Here is a 15561-nt window from a genome sequence, read left to right on the forward strand (position 1 = left end):
GTTATTCCTTCAAGCTAGCAGGAGGTCAAAAAATATCCAACTTTCCAATTGTCCAAAAACAAACGGCTGTGGCATGCTCGAAGAGCTATAGTGTTTCGTATACGTATAACAACAATGAAAAGAGTCGAGTTCCTGATGACGGCACACAAGACCTTACTGCTATGCAGCTGCGATAAAACACAGTCCTTTGATCCTGAGGCGCTGCGCAAGGCCGCAGCCGCTGAACAGGTAATCGCGGTGGATCAATTGTGCGGCCACGACATGAAGATGGCCGCTGAGCACCTGGGTGGTGATGCAGACGTACTCATCGCCTGTGGCCAGCAGGCTGCCCTGTTTGAGCGTCTGGGCGAGGATGTGCAAGCTGAAATCGGGCACTCCGCGCCGCTGGGCACCATCGACATCCGGGACCGGGCTGGTTGGGGGAGCGCGAGTGCAAACCCCAAACGTCAGCATGCCAAGCAAGCGGCCCTGGTTGCCGCGGCCCAGCTGCCAGCTCCGATTGCGCCTGCGAAAACGATCCGCTCCAGCGGGGTGTGCTGTATCGTTGGCCCCACCGAACAGGCCGTAAGAATGGCCGAGCTGGTACAGGACGAGCTGGGGGTTACCTGTATCGTCAACGATGCCGGCCCCATACAGCTTCCCTCTGCCGCCTACGACGTGGCCAGGGGCCGACTGACGTCAGCCTATGGCGCACTGGGCAATTTCAGAATGGAGTTTGCCCAGTTGCAAACCCTGAATCCCGCCGGCCGTGGTGCACTGGGTTATGGCGAGGTGCAGGCCACCGCTAGTAGCGAATGTGATGTGTTTATCGACCTCCGTGGTGGCGCTCCGGCCTTTCCCAGCCATCAGAAGCGCAACGGTTATTTCTGGGCCGACCCCGCCAAAACCGGGGAATTGGAGCGCATTGCCCTGACAGCCCGGGAGCGGGTTGGTGAGTTCGAGAAAACCGTCTACTTCAGGTTGGAAGAGTCCCTGTGCGCCCACTCCCGGGCCAACAAAACCGGCTGTACCCGCTGCCTGGATGTCTGCCCTACCGAGGCCATTTTTTCGTTCGGTGACCACGTGCAGATTGATTCGGATATCTGTGCCGGTTGTGGCTCCTGCGCGGCTGTTTGCCCGACCTCAGCCATCACCATGAACGAAAGCCCGTTCGAAGCCCTGACCAAAGCCGTGGACGTGATGGCCAGGGTGTATCGTGAACATACCGAAGAATCCCCTCGCCTGGTGTTCCATACCCTGGACGCCGGTGGTGAGGCCATGGCGCACCTGGCACGGTACGGCGATGGGCTGGCGGACGACCTGATTCCGATGGGGCTTGAGCATATCGATCGTATCGGCCATGCCGAGATCCTGGCCGCACTGGGCGCCGGCTATGCGGAAGTCCTGCTGCTGGCGGACAACGAGACTGACCGCCAGGCCGTTGCCGCGGAAGTGGAACTGGCTCAGGCCATGGTGAGCGGTGCCCACCATTCGCCCACCCGGATCCGGGTGGTTGCGACTGACGAGCTCAGTGCAGAAGGGGACAATGCGGGCCGCGTCAGTGAGCCCGTGTTACTGGTTGGCGGCCGCCGTGACATCACACGGGTTACCGTCAGTGCGATGGCGGACGGTGTTGAAGCGCCGATCCCCCTGCCACAGGGCGCGCCCTATGGTGCTATCGAAATCGATTCCGATAAATGCACGCTCTGTCTGGCCTGCGTGTCTCTGTGTCCGACTGGCGCCCTTGGCGACCATCCGGACCGGCCGGAGGTTCAGTTCACGGAAAATGCCTGTGTTCAGTGTGGCGTCTGCGACAGCACCTGCCCCGAGACAGCCATTAACCTGAAGCCGCAACTGGATCTGTCCAAGGGGGCGCTAAGCGCCCGGGCACTGCACGGCGAGGAGCCTTTCGAATGCATCAAGTGTGGAAAGCCCTTCGGTGTTGCCAGCACCATCAACCGGATCGTTGAAAAACTGGAGAATCAGCACTGGATGTACAAAAACGCCGATAACGTCCAGCTTATAAAGATGTGTGACGACTGTCGGGTGAAATCTCAGTTCCACGGGGAAAACGCGCCTCTGGCAGGAGGAGAGCGCCCAAGGGTTCGCACCAGAGACGACTACCTGGACAGCTAGAATAAAAACAGGACGCGACATGGTTGAATACACCGAAGTAGGAAAACCGAACCTGATTGGTACCGACGCTCCCCGGCCTCAGGACAAGAACCCGAAAGGCGTTGACCGCATCATTGCCATCGCCTCCGGCAAAGGGGGAGTCGGAAAGTCGACCGTGGCCTCCAACCTGGCGGTTGCACTGGCTTCGAAAGGTCTGAAAGTGGGCCTGTTGGATGCCGACGTGTACGGTCCCAGCCAGCCCCGAATGATGGGTGTTTCAGGTCGGCCGTCCAGCCCTGACGGAAATACCATACTGCCGCTGCGCAATCACGGGGTGACCCTGATGTCCCTGGGCCTGATGGCCTCTGATGATGAAGCCATTGTCTGGCGTGGGCCCATGTTGATGGGCGCCCTGCAACAGATGATGAACCAGGTGGACTGGGGCCGGCTGGATGTCTTGCTGGTGGACTTACCCCCGGGCACCGGTGATGTCCAGATGACCCTGAGCCAGAAATTCTTTGTCGCAGGGGCGGTTGTGGTCTCAACCCCCCAGGACATCGCGTTAATGGACGCGCGCAAAGGCATCGATATGTTCAAACGGATGGATGTGCCCCTGTTCGGCCTGATTGAAAACATGGCCTCTTTTATCTGCGATGGTTGCGGCAAAGAGCACCATCCGTTTGGGCACGGCGGTGCCAGGGCGGAGGCTGAAAAATTGGGCTCGCCATTCCTGGGCGAGATTCCGCTGGATCTGGACATCCGCGTTGGTTCGGATGGCGGTGTCCCGATTGTGGTATCGAAGCCGGATAGCCCTCAGTCGAGGGCTTTTCAGCGCATCGCCGATGAACTGATCGCCTCCGAAGTGTACGCCGAGGCCATGCGATGAGCGTGTCGCCGAGCTTACCACCGCTGTTTACAGGCGAACGGGTGCCAAACCAGACGGATCCGTTTGATAAGGCCGTCAGCCGTGCCATTGCCGGAGTTGATTCCGGCACGATCTTCTATTCCGACGCGGTGGACGTTTTGCGCGCGGCCCTGGTGCTGGCGCCGGAAACCTCATTGGAAGAGGCTGTCCAGGTGGTCTACGTGGCCCAGATAGGCCTGGCTGAAAGTCTGGGCGCGCTGGCCCCGCCCGAAGTGCCGGTGTTCTTCCAATGGCCCGATCGTATCAAGGTCAATGGCGCGGTGTGCGGCGGTGTCCGTTTTGCTGCGGATGTGTCAGATCCCAGCGCTCATCCAAACTGGCTGGTGGTCGGCATCGATGTGCCTTTTTTGCCGGTGGGCGGCGAGCCGGGCGAGACGCCGAACCAGACCTGTCTGCACGAGGAAGGCTGTGTTGAGATCACGCCCATGGCGCTTCTGGAAAGCTGGTCCAAGCACACATTGTTGTGGCTGACTTACTTCATGGACAGTGGCTTTGAGCGTATACACAATGAGTGGCGGCCACGCTGTGACACCCTGGGCAAAATGATCGACCTGCCAAAGCCCGGGCTCTTTGTGGGCCTGGATGAAAAGGGCCGAATGCTGTTGCGCCAGGATGTCATGACCGAAACAGTGAGTTTGATCGAATTTGCGGAGCACGTATGAAACTGGCCCGAACCCTGCGACTGGATGTATCCGATGACAATGTATTTGACCTGCCGGCTCCCAGCGGTGAATGGGCGATATCCGGCGGGTTTGAGTTTTCCAACTGGATCGAAGCAGACCTGAAGGGAAAGGCCCGGCAGGCCTTCAGCAACGGTTGGTACAGCATCGAGTCAGGCGGTCGTGCCAGTTTTGTGGGCGTGTGCGATATCACCGAAGCGGAGTTGGAACATTTACGCCAGACCTTGGCGCAGACGTTTGTTGAGTGTTACGGCGCTCCGGATATCGATGCGGCCTATCCGGTCGCCTGTGAGGAAATCGACCAGATGCGCAGCATGTGTGAGGACTTCGAGGACAACACGCTGTTGATGGTCAGCCGCACGCTCACCGAACTGGGTGTTGAGGAAACCTACCGCTCCCGGGGCCCGCAGGATGCATCGCTGGAGGCCTTTGCCGTACATGGCAGCGTTGACTGATTACAGTCCGAAACTGCCATAGGGAATAAACCGCACCAGGGTGCCCGGTTCTATCTGCTGGGCGCTTTCGTCCAGCTCCACCAAACCCTCGGACCAGGCCAGGCCGGTTACACGTCCAGAGCCCTCAGAGCCAAATACCTCAACCTGCCCATCCCGAACGCGGGCCCGCAACATCTCGCTGCGCCCCGGTTTCTTATTCTTGGAAAAGCCAGCGGGCACGAGATAACCCTGGGGTTCGAACCAGTTCCCTCCTGCCAGCAACGCCATCGCCGGCGCGCCAAAACGCAGTGCGCAGACCCAGGCGGCGACCGGGTTTCCCGGCAAACCCACCACGGGCGTTCCCAGAAACATGGCCAGCGCCAGCGGGCGGCCCGGTTTGATCGCAATGCGCCAGTTACTGATGTCACCGTGTGCTTTCAGCATTTTCGATACGTGATCCTCGTCGCCGGCAGACACGCCGCCGCTGGTGAGGATCAGGTCGCATTGTTCCGAGCCTCGCTCCAGCGCCGCTTTGACTTCTTCGGCCCGGTCGAGCACATGACCAAGGTCCACCAGCTCATAGCCCAGTTGTGCCACCAGGGCATTCAGCATTGGCCGGTTGGCGTCATAGATCTGCCAGTCGGTGACGGCTGAGCCGACGGGCTTTACTTCATCCCCCGTGGATAAAACGCCGACGCGCAGGCGGTGATAGACGTCGACCGATTCGATGCCTACGCTGGCAAGTACTGAAATCTGGGTTGGCGTCAGGCGGGTGCCTGCCGTGAGGATTCGATCCTGTGCCTTGATGTCCTCGCCGGCTTTGCGCGCGTTGGCGCCGGCTTTTAACGTGCCGTTCAACTGCAGTTGGCCATCTCGGACTTCGCAGTCTTCCTCGAGGACCACGGTATCCGTGCCGGCCGGAATCACCGCGCCGGTCAGAATCCGGATGGCGTGGCCCGCAGGCACGTTCCCCATATACGGTTCACCGGCGGCGCTGCGGCCATCAATCAGGGGCAGGCTGCAGGGCACGTCTGTCAAAGGTCCTGCGAAGGCATAGCCATCGACTGCGGAATTGTTGCTTGGGGGATGAGCGCGAGGCGCATGGACGTCGCTTGCCAGGATTCGCCCATTGATCTGCGACAGCGAAACGGCGTGTTCCACCTCCACTACCGGATGTAGGCGTGAGCGCAGCCGCTCCAGTGCCTCTTCCACCGGCGTCCAGTTCACCCCGGGGGGCAGGGCGAAACAATCGTTACGAAGTGGAGTCGTTGTTTTCCTGTTCATGATGTCCCTGGGCTCAGAATAAAGTCAGCGATGGCGGGTACATTGTTTACATCGAAAACGGGGCCCGGAAAATCCGCAGCGTAGTCCGCTACATAGTCCGCCACCAGGGCAATGATACTGTCGTCCTCCGGGTAGAGGGGCGCACGGGTGCTTTCCTGCCTGTGCACTTCAATCTTGGGATGCAGGTGGGTTTTAAAGCCCTCGACCACCACCCAGTCGCAGGGGCCCAGCCGCGCCAGCAATTCATCCAGCGTTGGCTCTTCAGCGCCGCGCAGTTCGTGCATGATGGCAAAGCGTCGCCCGCCCGCCAGGATAACCTCGCGAGCGCCGGCATCGCGGTGCTTGTAGCTGTCGGTACCGGGTTGGTCGACATCCACCCCGTGATGGGCGTGCTTGATCGAGTTAACCGTTAACCCCCTGCTGGACAGCTCGCGAATCAAGGCTGCTGCCAGCGTGGTTTTTCCGCTGTTCTTCCAGCCCACAATGCCGATGACATTCACTTCAGGTGCTTCTCCGCCCAGGCCAGGTCTTCCGGTGTGTTGATGTTGAAAAAGTCGTCCTCGCCGAACACCACCAGGGTTTCACCCTGGGCTTGTGTCCACTGGCGGATCTTGCGCACGCCGTCGTTCAGGGCGGCTCGAAGATCATCCCGCAACGCGACCCGCCAGCGGCCAAACGTTGGCTGGGGCAGGCGACCACGTTCCGGATCCGGTGTCGCTGCGAGCACCACGGGCGTGTCATGCCCGGCCAACCGTGCAGCGAGGTCCCGGGGGAACGAGGGGGTGTCCGCAGCGACGCTGATCAGCCATTCATGCCCTTGTTCGGCCGCCCAATCCATGCCCGCCAGAACACCTGCCAGCGGGCCTGGAAAATCAGCGATTGAATCAGCCACCACTGGCAGACCCAGATCATCAAACCGACTCAGATCGCCGTTGGCGTTCAACACCACGGCGTCCACCTGCGGTGTGATCCGGTCGATGACCCGCTGGATCAACGACTGATCACCCAGCATCAATCGTCCCTTGTCGCCGCCGCCCATCCGGTTGGCCTGGCCGCCCGCCAGAATGACCGCGCAATCAGTCATGCTCGGCCCCCTTTCGACGGTGCTTTTTGTCCTCGTCAGGAACCTGTGACAAGTCCTGATCGAACACCAGGCGGTGTTGCCCACTGAGGCACGTGAACTTTTTACCGCGCATCCGACCGATCAGGGTCAATCCGACCTGCCGGGCAATATCGACGCCCCAGGCGGTAAAGCCCGACCGGCTGATCAGGGTCGGGATTCCCATCAGGGACGTTTTGATGACCATTTCGGAGGTCAGGCGGCCCGTGGTGTAGAGGACTTTGTCGGCGGCGGTGATGCCGTTCAGGTACATCCATCCTGCGATCTTGTCCACCGCGTTGTGGCGCCCGACATCCTCCATGTACGCCAGAATCTGGCGATCCTGACACAGAACCGTGCCGTGAATGGCGCCGGTTTCCATGTACAGGCTGGGGGTGTGGTTGATCTGGTAGGAAAGATCGTAGAACGTGCTGGTGTGCACCGGCGTGTCTGGTAGCGACAGGCCTTCAAGCCCCGCCATCATGTCACCGAACACCGTACCCACGGCGCAGCCGGACGTCCGGGTTTTCTTTTCCAGTTTGTCTTCGACATCGGTAACACCTGCGGTACGCACCACGGCGACTTCCAGCTCTTCGTCGAAGTCAATTCCGGTGACCTGATCGGTTTCCTTCAGCATACCCTGATTCAGGAGAAAACCGAGGGCCAGATACTCCGGGTGATCGCCAATGGTCATGGCGGTGACGATCTCCTGGCTGTTCAGATAGATCGTCAGGGGGCGCTCCTCGATCACGCTGATGGACTTTGATTGACAGTTTTCATCAACGCCCTCGACGGCGCGGGACAAACGAGGGTCTTTGGGATCGGGCAGTATCGGATTAATCGTCATTGTTGTTATAGCTCTTCCAGGAACGCCACGGACTTGAATCTCGATGCACGTCCCCAGAGATTAGCCTATTTGGCATTCGGGAAAAACAGCTGTTGTCCGTCTACCTTGAAGCCTGCAATCGCTTGCTGGCCATCCTCGGAAATCAGCCAGTTGTGCCACTGTTCAGCGAGATCGTGCTTGAGATGCGGATGCTTCTCTTCGGAGATCAGCAGGCTACCGTACTGGTTGAACAATACTTCGTCGCCGGCAAAAAGCAGCCTCAGGTTCTGGCGGTTGCCAAACGCCACCCAGGTGGCGCGGTCCGACATCACGTACGCGTCCATGGCTGCGGCGGTGTTGAGGGTTGGCCCCATGCCACTGCCGAGTTCGCGGTACCAGTCGCCGTCGGGGTCCACGCCGGCGTTCTCCCAGAGGCGTAACTCGGCGCGATTGGTGCCGCTGTCATCGCCGCGTGAGGTGAAGGGTGCCTTGGCATTGGCAATCGCCGCGAAGGCTTCGGCGGCACTTTGCGCCTCACCAATATTCGCCGGATCGTCTGCGGGGCCAATCAATACGAAATCGTTGTACATGACATCGGCGCGCTCGGTGGCGAAGCCGTTCTCGACAAAGCGCTTTTCTCCGGCGGTGTCGTGCACCAGAAGGCTGTCGGCGTCGCCGCGACGGGCGATTTCAAAGGCCTGCCCGGTGCCCACTGCCACCACCCGTACGTCGATGCCGGTGGTGTCTTCGAACTGCGGTAAAATGGCGTTGAACAGCCCCGAGTTCTGGGTGGACGTCGTTGAGGCCAGGGTGATGTAATTATCAGCGAACGCGCTGAATGCCAGGCCCATGCTGGTTACACCTGCGAGTACAAGGGTTAAGCCTTTGTTCATCTTGTTTTCTCCTTTCGCGCGTGTGGAACTTCCATTGAGTAGCCAGCCGGTAAACCGTCAGAGTAAAACTATCCCACCAGTTCTCCGGCAATAAACGCTTGTGCCTCCCGCGAGACGGGCCTGTTGAAAAAGACGTCGGCGGGGGTGTGTTCGCACACTTTTCCGCCAGAAAGAAACAATACATCTCCGGCAAGGCGCCTGGCCTGATGCAGATCGTGAGTGGTCATTACGATGCGCGTTCCCCGCTGATGAAACTCGCGTACCGCCGCCTCCACGCCTTTAATAGCCGCCGGGTCGAGTGCGGAGGTGGGTTCATCCAGAAACAGCACCTGAGGAGAAAGAACCCAGGCGCGAGCCAGTGCCAGGCGCTGCTGTTCGCCGCCGGATAGCACGCGCGCGGGCGTGTTTGTGCAGGAGGTAAGCCCAAAATGCTCAAGCGCTTCGCAGGCGATCTGTGTACGTGTCTTGCGGGGGATATTGTTCACCGCCAACGCGTGAACGAGATTGGCCAGGGCCGAGCGACGCAACAGTACCGGTTGCTGGAACACCATTGCCTGGCGGGGGCGCCCCCCACGTGACCAGGCCACCTGTCCCTGAGTGGGTGAGAGCAAACCGTGCGCCAGCCGTAACAGAAGACTCTTGCCCGCCCCGTTGGGTCCCATCACCAGGGTAGGGCCGGTGCCGTCCAGGGTGAATGAGCAGGGTCCCAGTAGCGCCTTGCCCTGCTGGTTGAAGGCGACGCCATCAAAACGCAGCGTTGGTGGCGGGAGGAGGGCGGCCGAGGCAAGGAGCGGAACGTTGAATGACGTCATCCTATCCGTCTCCTTGTCAGTTCGCCCACCAAATAGGCGCCTGCGTTAATCAGCATGACCAGCGTCAGCAGCACAATCCCCAGTCCCAGTGCCAGTGGCAGGTTGCCTTTGCCGGTTTCCAGCACAATGGCGGTGGTCATGACCCGCGTGACCCCATCAATATTGCCGCCGACCATCATCACCGCGCCCACTTCGGCGCTGGCGCGGCCAAAACCGGCAAGCAGAACGGTCAATAGCGCAAAACGGGCATCCCACAGCAGAGTGGGCATCATGCGTGAGCGCGACATACCCAGTGACATGAATTGCTCGCGGTACTCACCCAGAAGCTCTTCCACCTTCTGACGCGAGAGCGCGGCAAGAATTGGCAATACCAGGACCACCTGGGCAATGACCATGGCTCCTGGTGTAAACAGGAACCCCCACTCACCCAGAGGGCCGGCTCGCGAGAGCAGCAAGTAGACGGCGAGCCCGGCCACCACCGGAGGCAGCCCCATCAAGGCGTTGAGGACGACAATCATGACGCCGCGCCCGGGGAATCGCCACAGTGCCACCGCCGCACCGAGGGGGAACCCCAGAACGGCCGCGATCAGTACCGCCATAAGCGACACCTGCAGCGAAAGCGCCACGATCTGAAAGAGCGAAGCGTCTAGGTTTAGCAGTAGCGACAGCGCCACGCAGAACGCATTATTTTCCACAGCTGCGTCTCCTTGTTATTGAGCATCGTGGAGTTTCTGACTACGCTTTGCACAGCCTGTTGAAAAATATGCAGCTAAAAACAGTTTAGTGCTTTTCCAGGCAGCAGGAGAGATTGATGACGCTTCCCGCATACCTCACCACGGCCGAAGCTGCCGAGTATCTGCGTCTGAAAGAGCGCAAAGTCTATGATCTGGTCAGCCAGGGCGTGATTCCCTGTGTGCGGGTGACGGGAAAGCTGTTGTTCCCACGCCAGCGTATTGATCTGTGGTTGATGAACCATCTGGAGGGTGACGACGCCGTCAGTTCGCCAACCCCGCCGGTCCTGGCGGGCAGCCAGGATCCACTGTTGGAGTGGGCGGTGAAGGAGAGCGGTGCAGAGCTGGCGCTGCTGTGTCAGGGGAGTGGCGATGGCGTACAGCGATTGATCGCCGGGCGCGCAATGCTCGCCGGGATGCATATCTGGCACGCTGAAAGCCGGGGCTACAATGATCCTGTCACATTGGGGCTGAGCGGCATGCGCGACCTGGTGCTGATTCGCTGGGCGAAGCGCCAGCAGGGGCTCCTCTTAGCCGCCGATAACCCTCACCGACTTGCCCGCTTGGAGGATATCGCCCGCCCCGGCATACGTCTGGCGCATCGCCAGCCCGATGCCGGCGTCAGCCATTTGTTGCAGAGCTTGCTGGCACGCCACCGCCTCGATGCCAGACACCTCACGTGGGCAACGCATCCGTCGCTCAGCGAAGACGATCTCGCCTTGGCCATTCGCCAGGGCGAAGCGGATGTTGGCGTGGGAATCGAAGCGGCGGCCCGGCGCCAGGGATTGGCGTTTATTCCGCTGCAACAGGAGCATTTTGATCTGGCCATGCGCCGGCGCCACTACTTTGATCCGGCCATGCAGAGGTTGCTGGCGTTTGCCGGTAGCGAGCGATTTGTACAGCGCGCCGAGGCGTTGGGCGGTTACGACATCACGGAGCTGGGACATGTCGTCTATAACGCGTGAGCGTTGCCAATAATAACTTTAAAAAACAGGCCAATGAACCAGGAGTTCGCATGCCCTTAAACCCGAAAGATCCAGTGAAGGAGGTCAGCGGGGCGCTGGGTGACATCGGTACCCTGCTGCCACTGAGTCTTGGGGCGATCGGCGTGGCAGGGCTGGCACCGGTACCTGTACTGCTGGGGTTTGCTGTGTTCTACATTGCAACCGGGCTGTACTATCGGCTGCCGATACCGGTGCAACCGATGAAAGCGGTTGCTGCGTTGTTGCTGACCACCGAGGTGACTTCCCAAAGCCTGGTGGCAAGTGGCGTGCTGATCGGAGCAGTACTACTACTCCTGGGCGCAACCGGATGGATTAACCGTGTGGCACGTCTTGTGCCCGGCTCGGTATTGAGCGGCCTTCAACTGGGGCTGGGGTTGCTGCTGGCCAACATGAGCCTGGGGTTGATGGCCACGTCCTTGTCGTTGGGTGTGATTACCTTGGCGGTGTTAGGTATCACCCTCAAGGTGTTGCCGAACTGGCCAGCAGCCCTGATAGGACTTGGTGTGGCGTTAGTGATCGGCGCGGTACTGGGCGCGCCGGGACTGACGCTGCCCGCAGCAGGTTCGGTTCCATTTGCACTACCTCAACTGCCAGGCATAAACGATTGGCAGCAGGCGATGTCCGTGCTGGTGTTACCTCAGTTGGCGCTTACTATCACCAACGCCGTCGTACTGACGGCCCTGGTGGTTGGGGATTACTTCGGCGAGCAATCGCACCGTGTGTCGCCAGGCCGCCTGTCTGTGACAACGGGGTTGGCCAACCTTTTTCTCGTTCCGCTCGGGGCCTTGCCCATGTGTCATGGCGCCGGAGGCGTGGCCGCGCACCATCGTTTCGGTGCCCGGACCGGCATGGCCCCCGTTCTGCTGGGAACCGCTTTGCTCATGGTTGCTTTTCTGCCGGGCGGCTTTTCATTTATTGCCGCCATTCCGGTGGCGGGTCTAGGTGCCTTGTTGTTGGTAGCCGCCGTTGAGCTTGCCATGTCCAGGCGTCTCTGGGCAGCCAAGCCGTCATGTTGGCCGGTCATTGCGATAACCGCACTGGTGACCGTCTGGGCCGATCCCTTTTTCGGGCTTCTGGCGGGGATGGTTGCGGAAGCGGTTCGGCCAGCCCGGTCTCTTGCGTGATTGGAGCTTATGAAACAACCCATCACTGGCTATCATAAAGACAAGGAAAACCACTGGGTTGCACAGTTGGCGTGCGGCCACAATCAGCATGTGCGTCATTCGCCGCCGTGGGTGAACCGCCCTTGGGTCACTTCAGTGGAAGGTAGAAAGTCGAGGCTGGGGCTTGAGCTTGACTGCAGAAAATGTGAGGAGGGTGCTCCGCCGGATAGCCAACCGTGATCAGGTTATCAACGACACAGGGAAAGCCCGTTTAATAATATAAAATGATCGGAAAATCGGCGACTTACATGGAGATATAGGCGGCGCTGTCCGTTGAAAAGTGCCCTGGTACACCAGAGGAGGGGGCTTCGATGAAGGCATTGTGCTCGATTGAGTTAAAACATCGGCTTATTCAGCGCCAGCCAGAATATGAGCGCCAATTGAGCGAGGGCAAGGATGCTCGCGATCAGTCGAGTTGAAAAACGGTACTGGGGTCTCATGGCAAACCGACCGGCGATGATATAGCCCAGTAGCAGCAAGATTTTGCCCGTAAGCCAGTGGTGAACGAACGGCATCCAGCCGGTAACGACTAGCAGGCCCAAGGCTGCAGCCAGTAACACGGTATCGTTGAGGTGGGGAAGCCACTTCAGTGGCGTGGTACGCCAGCCTGGCCGTCCAGAGGCATCGAGAGCCAGGCGAAGAGTGAATAACGCTGCGGTCAGGCAAGCTGTCGTCACGTGAAGAGTTTTCAGCAAGGTATACCAGTGCACTAAGCGTCTCCTGTTTGCGCTCAATCTGCGGGCGCGAACGTCATGATGATGCCTGTTCGTGGCGCTCCGCTAAAAATTCCGGTCAATTTTAAGCTAACTGCTAATGGATTTACCTATAAAGATTTATATAAAATACATTTTATAAAAGATAAACTTCCCTGGTCGTTCAATCAAACTGTTTCTAGGAGTTTGAGTGCTATGCAGACCATTGCGGCCAATCCTGCCAAGCCTTCCGTAAGGCAACTATTCAGCTACCCGTTCAGGATATTTTTCCTTTCGCTGACGCTGATCGCCATCGTGTTCGTGCCGCTGTGGATTTTAGTGGCCACGGGTGTGGTTCAGCCCCCCTTGGCGATGCCGGGTATACTCTGGCACCAGCACGAGATGTTGTTTGGCTTCCTTTCCGCCGCGATCGCGGGTTTTCTGCTCACGGCGGTCTGTGTCTGGACGAATACCGAGCGTACACATGGAGCCCGGTTGCTGGGACTCTGGTTGGTCTGGCTTGCCGGGCGACTACTGCTGTTGCTGGGGGGCGGTCTACCTGATCTTCTGCTGCAGGTCGTTAATCTGGCCTTCCTGCCTTTGGTTATGCTCGATGCCGGCTGGCGGATCTGGCAGGCCCGTCAGCGGCGCCAACTCGTGATTTTGATGATATTGGGTCTGCTCTGGAGTATGCAGATCGCCTTTGTGGTGACTCTGAGCACTAAATTTATCGCCGGAGGGCTGATTATGGCCATGGCATTATCCGGCATCATTGGTGGTCGTATCACGCCGGCATTTTCCTCAGGGTGGTTGCGTCAGCAGGGTCGCGACCCTTCAGTGATCCGGGTTATCCCGAGGCTCGACCTGCTCGCGGTTCTGAGCATGATAGCGGTGCTGGCGTTCAAGCTGGCGGAGCTTAATGTTGCCACTGGCGCTGCCTCCATTGCTGCAGCTGTGTTCATGCTGGCTCGACTGGTGGGCTGGCGAGGTTGGCTTGTCGCCCGTAACCCACTGCTATGGATTCTCCATGTATCGCTGCTTTGGATACCGGTATCACTAGTGTTGCTGGCCGGCTATCACTTGCTGGGTTGGCCGGCCAGCGCATGGGGGCATGCGGCGGGACTGGGTGTTGTCGGCAGCTTGGTATTGGGTGTTGTTGCCCGCGTAGCGCTCGGGCATACAGGTCGGCCGTTGGCTTTACCGCCGGGAATGGTGACGGCCTTTATTGCGATACAGCTGGCAGCCTTGGTTCGCGTGACGACGGCGTTTGGCGGTATCGACTGGGTGCTTGGTGTACGCATGAGCGGAGCATTGTGGGTGCTGGCGTTTACGCTGTTTCTGGTTCGCTATACCGGTATTTTGATGAAGCCCAGATTCGACGGGCGCGAAGGTTGAGATTAATTCAAGCAATCTGCAATAAACGTAACAACTGTGGTTTTTGCCGTTCGGTTAGGATATCCGCCAGGGTATACTGATCCAGGGTGTTAAGGAATGCTCGCAGAGCCTCTGCCAGGATGTTCTTCAGCCCACACACCGGAGTGATACAGCACTGGTTGTCGCTGGAAAAGCACTCCACCAGGTTCATGTCCTGCTCGGTTTCACGCACCAACACGCCGATATTGATGTCCTCCGGTCTGCGGTGCAGACGCAGACCACCATTCTTGCCACGAACGCTCTCGATATAGCCCTTCAGTGTCAGTTGGTGCACCACTTTCATCAGATGGTTCTTGGAGATGTCGTAACTGTCGGCGATTTGCTGGATGGTGACCAGCCGCTCCTGCTGAAGGGCGAGGTAGATCAATACCCGCAGCGAATAATCGGTGTACCGAGTGATGTGCATGTAACTACTCCTGATGGGTAACGACTAGCAAGGCGGTCGGGTAAGGAGGAAAAAGAGCGGACCGCAGAAGAATATACCCCATCCCGCCAAAAGCCACATCGTAGCGTCAGAGGCGTACAGGATACCCCAGCCCGCTGGCTAGCGGTCGCTAGTGTACGGGTCTTCCCAACGCTTTCAGGGAAATCAGCCGCAGAATATAGGACAGCTTCACCAGCGTAGCGAAAATCAGCGTGCCGATATGAGCCGCGATTTGAGCCTGCAGGCTCAGATGGTCCGCGAACGGATAAGAAACTAGCACCGTCACAATCAGCGCCAGGACGGCTACCAGCAATGCCGTATTGGCAAACCCAAGTACCTTGTCCATGCATCACCTCATAAACATATATTAAAAATACATTTTAAATATAGATCGATGACCAGAGCTTTGCAAGCCAGTTGGCTGCGTGGAATTACGTACGCTGATATTGGATTTATAGCCCGCTAGAGATATCGCGTCGAAGGGCGGCAGCGGGCACTGTTACATCAGCAAGGCGTGACGCTGGCGATGCAGCGCGGGCCAGGAGTTGATAGAGATTGGCGGAGAGGGGGTCGACCGAGAATTTGCGAGAAAAAATCGTTGGGCAACTAAAACCGGGATGTTCACATTATCGGTAGTAAAAGATGTTGTTATCCATTTCAAAAAGCTAACTGGCGAGCCGTCTGGTGTCGCTGGTGAAACTGAATAGTTCAAAGCTGCACCCGTTTGCTGGACTTCCCTCGGTACAAAGCTGGAGAGCCCCCCCTTCCGCGAGGTCACCAGAGGTAGCAGTCGAAAATCGGCAACAAAACCCCGAAACCCCCAGCGTTCTCAAGAATGAGCTCGCCGTTTACGCCCGAAATGAGGGTAGACAACATCATGGCGAGACCGGTTAGGGCCTGAACAATCAAGAGTGGTCCGACGGCTAGTGCCGCGTGCGACAAACCGATAAAGCTCAGTTGGTCTTGGAGAAACAGATGTAATAAGCCCGCTAGTGATCTGATCATTGGGTACTTTCATCGTTGGCGTCATGTTTTTTTTGGGGGGGGGGGCACCAAATTTATATGT

18 protein-coding genes are annotated in these 15561 nt (G+C 58.7%); 8 read left to right on the plus strand and 10 right to left on the minus strand.

Features of this window, described 5'->3' with window-relative positions; all coding sequences use genetic code 11:
• The first annotated feature begins 135 nt into the window (after positions 1-135).
• From JJO78_RS03970 to JJO78_RS03985, 4 genes are read left to right on the plus strand one after another with little or no spacing between them, the layout of a single operon-like run.
• Positions 136-2115, plus strand: coding sequence for a 4Fe-4S binding protein (locus JJO78_RS03970; RefSeq protein ID WP_075195320.1), 1980 nt, complete (start codon positions 136-138; stop codon positions 2113-2115).
• 19 nt (positions 2116-2134) lie between these two features.
• On the plus strand, positions 2135-2980 hold the full coding sequence (locus JJO78_RS03975; RefSeq protein ID WP_075195319.1) for an Mrp/NBP35 family ATP-binding protein: 846 nt from the start codon (positions 2135-2137) through the stop codon (positions 2978-2980).
• Complete coding sequence (locus JJO78_RS03980; RefSeq protein WP_075195318.1) at positions 2977-3681, plus strand: biotin/lipoate--protein ligase family protein; 705 nt, start codon at positions 2977-2979, stop codon at positions 3679-3681. Before JJO78_RS03975 ends, JJO78_RS03980 begins: the two co-directional genes overlap by 4 nt.
• Positions 3678-4154 (plus strand): DUF6505 family protein, encoded by a 477-nt coding sequence (locus tag JJO78_RS03985; RefSeq protein WP_075195317.1) that lies wholly within the window; start codon positions 3678-3680, stop codon positions 4152-4154. The genes JJO78_RS03980 and JJO78_RS03985 overlap by 4 nt, the downstream gene beginning before the upstream one ends.
• Here the strand turns inward: JJO78_RS03985 and JJO78_RS03990 are convergent, their stop codons facing one another.
• The 7 genes from JJO78_RS03990 to JJO78_RS04020 all read right to left on the minus strand — a co-directional run bounded on the left by JJO78_RS03990 (position 4155) and on the right by JJO78_RS04020 (position 9742).
• On the minus strand, positions 4155-5417 hold the full coding sequence (locus JJO78_RS03990; RefSeq protein ID WP_075195316.1) for a molybdopterin-binding protein: 1263 nt from the start codon (positions 5415-5417) through the stop codon (positions 4155-4157).
• Entirely contained in the window at positions 5414-5917 is a 504-nt protein-coding gene (mobB, locus tag JJO78_RS03995; RefSeq protein WP_075195315.1) for a molybdopterin-guanine dinucleotide biosynthesis protein B, read from the minus strand. The genes JJO78_RS03990 and mobB overlap by 4 nt, the downstream gene beginning before the upstream one ends.
• Complete coding sequence (mobA, locus tag JJO78_RS04000) at positions 5914-6501, minus strand: molybdenum cofactor guanylyltransferase MobA (protein WP_036202872.1); 588 nt, start codon at positions 6499-6501, stop codon at positions 5914-5916. Before mobA ends, mobB begins: the two co-directional genes overlap by 4 nt.
• Entirely contained in the window at positions 6494-7363 is an 870-nt protein-coding gene (locus tag JJO78_RS04005; protein ID WP_075195314.1) for a formate dehydrogenase accessory sulfurtransferase FdhD, read from the minus strand. The genes mobA and JJO78_RS04005 overlap by 8 nt, the downstream gene beginning before the upstream one ends.
• A gap of 65 nt (positions 7364-7428) precedes the next feature.
• Positions 7429-8235 (minus strand): substrate-binding domain-containing protein, encoded by an 807-nt coding sequence (locus tag JJO78_RS04010; RefSeq protein ID WP_075195313.1) that lies wholly within the window; start codon positions 8233-8235, stop codon positions 7429-7431.
• Positions 8236-8303: 68 nt separating this feature from the next.
• Positions 8304-9047, minus strand: a complete 744-nt coding sequence (locus tag JJO78_RS04015) for an ABC transporter ATP-binding protein (protein ID WP_075195312.1) — start codon at positions 9045-9047, stop codon at positions 8304-8306.
• Entirely contained in the window at positions 9044-9742 is a 699-nt protein-coding gene (locus tag JJO78_RS04020) for an ABC transporter permease (protein ID WP_036202883.1), read from the minus strand. The genes JJO78_RS04015 and JJO78_RS04020 overlap by 4 nt, the downstream gene beginning before the upstream one ends.
• 116 nt (positions 9743-9858) lie before the next feature.
• Between JJO78_RS04020 and JJO78_RS04025 the strand changes: the two genes are divergently transcribed.
• From JJO78_RS04025 to JJO78_RS04035, 3 genes are read left to right on the plus strand one after another with little or no spacing between them, the layout of a single operon-like run.
• A complete protein-coding gene (locus JJO78_RS04025; protein WP_075195311.1) occupies positions 9859-10743 on the plus strand; it encodes a helix-turn-helix transcriptional regulator in 885 nt (294 codons plus the stop codon).
• Between the two features lie 50 nt (positions 10744-10793).
• Entirely contained in the window at positions 10794-11906 is a 1113-nt protein-coding gene (locus JJO78_RS04030; protein WP_075195310.1) for a putative sulfate/molybdate transporter, read from the plus strand.
• A gap of 9 nt (positions 11907-11915) precedes the next feature.
• Positions 11916-12125: a DUF3565 domain-containing protein gene (locus tag JJO78_RS04035; protein ID WP_075195551.1), complete on the plus strand. Its 210-nt coding sequence runs from the start codon at positions 11916-11918 to the stop codon at positions 12123-12125.
• A 155-nt stretch (positions 12126-12280) separates the two neighbouring features.
• Here the strand turns inward: JJO78_RS04035 and JJO78_RS04040 are convergent, their stop codons facing one another.
• A complete protein-coding gene (locus JJO78_RS04040; RefSeq protein WP_075195309.1) occupies positions 12281-12655 on the minus strand; it encodes a SirB2 family protein in 375 nt (124 codons plus the stop codon).
• 198 nt (positions 12656-12853) lie between these two features.
• Between JJO78_RS04040 and JJO78_RS04045 the strand changes: the two genes are divergently transcribed.
• Positions 12854-14032, plus strand: a complete 1179-nt coding sequence (locus JJO78_RS04045) for an NnrS family protein (RefSeq protein WP_075195308.1) — start codon at positions 12854-12856, stop codon at positions 14030-14032.
• 7 nt (positions 14033-14039) lie between these two features.
• Here JJO78_RS04045 and JJO78_RS04050 read toward each other — a convergent pair whose 3' ends face one another.
• Both JJO78_RS04050 and JJO78_RS04055 read right to left on the minus strand, forming a co-directional pair.
• A complete protein-coding gene (locus JJO78_RS04050) occupies positions 14040-14477 on the minus strand; it encodes an RrF2 family transcriptional regulator (protein WP_075195307.1) in 438 nt (145 codons plus the stop codon).
• 148 nt (positions 14478-14625) lie between these two features.
• Complete coding sequence (locus tag JJO78_RS04055) at positions 14626-14841, minus strand: hypothetical protein (RefSeq protein WP_036202898.1); 216 nt, start codon at positions 14839-14841, stop codon at positions 14626-14628.
• Positions 14842-15561 lie beyond the last annotated feature (720 nt).

This window comes from Marinobacter sp. DS40M6, from assembly GCF_028581595.1.
In the GTDB taxonomy this organism is placed as follows: domain Bacteria; phylum Pseudomonadota; class Gammaproteobacteria; order Pseudomonadales; family Oleiphilaceae; genus Marinobacter; species Marinobacter salarius.